This window comes from Clostridium sp. AF27-2AA (assembly GCF_003478505.1).
GTDB lineage: Bacteria > Bacillota > Clostridia > Lachnospirales > Lachnospiraceae > Brotaphodocola.
In genome coordinates this window covers 1-1307 of the sequence record NZ_QUFI01000073.1, presented here as the reverse complement: position 1 = coordinate 1307, position 1307 = coordinate 1, and the positions used below count along the sequence as shown (strand labels likewise).

Sequence of the window (1307 nt, the reverse complement as noted above, 5' to 3'; positions counted from 1 at the left end):
CGACGGGATCGGCGTGGAAGCCGACGCTGCCGAGGCCATGCACTGGGTGCGCGCGGCGGCGTATCAGCGTTACGGTGAAGGTATGCACCGGCTGGGCGTATGCTATGCATACGGCGACGGCGTGGAGCAAAACTGGGAGCATGCTGTGCATTGGTTCCGCGAGGCGGCAGAGAGTGGCGTGAGCGTGGCAATGACGGATCTGGGATACTGCTATGAAAAGGGCTGCGGCGTGGAGCAGAGTTGGGAGCAGGCCTTTTCCTGGTATCGCAGAGGTGCGGAGTGTGGCAATTTGCAATCCATGCATAATCTGGGATGCTGCTATGAAAAGGGCCGCGGCGTGGAGCAGAGTTGGGAGCAGGCCTTTTCCTGGTATCGCAGAAGTGCGGAGTGCGGCAATCCGGTTAGCATGAGCAATCTGGGCTTGTGCTATCAAATGGGATATGGCGTGGAGCAGAATTGGCAGGAAGCCATAAAATGGTATGAGCAGGGCGCACAGTGTGGCGATTTGCAATCCATGCATAATCTGGCATGCTGCTACGAGGGCGGCGAAGGCGTGGAACAGAACGAAGACAGGGCGTTTTACTGGTATCGCCGCAGTGCCGAAGGCGGCAACGGCAGTGCCATGTGCAATCTTGGCCGGTGCTATAAAAGGGGATATGGCGTGGAGCAGAATTGGCAGGAAGCCGTAAAATGGTATGAGCAGGGCGCACAGTGTGGCAATTTGCAATCCATGCATAATCTGGCATGCTGCTACGAGCACGGCGAAGGCGTGGAACAAAATATGACGGAAGCGATCCGTTGGTATACTGCTGCCGCCGAGGGCGGAAATGCTGATGACATGTATGAGCTCGGCTGGCAGTACGACCACGGCGAAGGCGTGGAACAGGATATGAAAAAGGCAATTTGCTGGTACGAACGAGCAGCAGAGCAGAACCATCCGGCTGCCATGAATAGCCTGGGCGAATGTTATGCGATGGGACGGGGCGTGCCGCGGGATTTGGAAACGGCCATGGAATGGTATCGCCGCGCGGCGGAGCTGGGCGAAGCCATGGCGGATTACAACATGGGATGGCATTTGGAGCAGGCAGGGAAGCTGTCTGAGGCGTATGCCCATTACCGCAAAGCTGCCGATGGGAATGACGACAGCGCCTGGTGGGCGTTGGGGCGTTTTTATGAAAACGGCGTCGTCGTTGCGCAGGACGGAAAGGAAGCGCGCCGCTGCTATGAAACTGGCGAGAAATTGGGCAGTGTGAAATGCAAAATGCGCTTGGCGCGCTGCAAGCTTTTGGGTATCGGCGGCCGCAGGG

General features: G+C 57.8%; 1 protein-coding gene. It reads left to right on the top strand.

Annotation, left to right across the window (positions count from 1 at the left end; all coding sequences use genetic code 11):
- A partial coding sequence (locus DWY84_RS17120; RefSeq protein WP_207665141.1) for an SEL1-like repeat protein occupies positions 1-1307 on the top strand: 1307 nt, incomplete at both ends.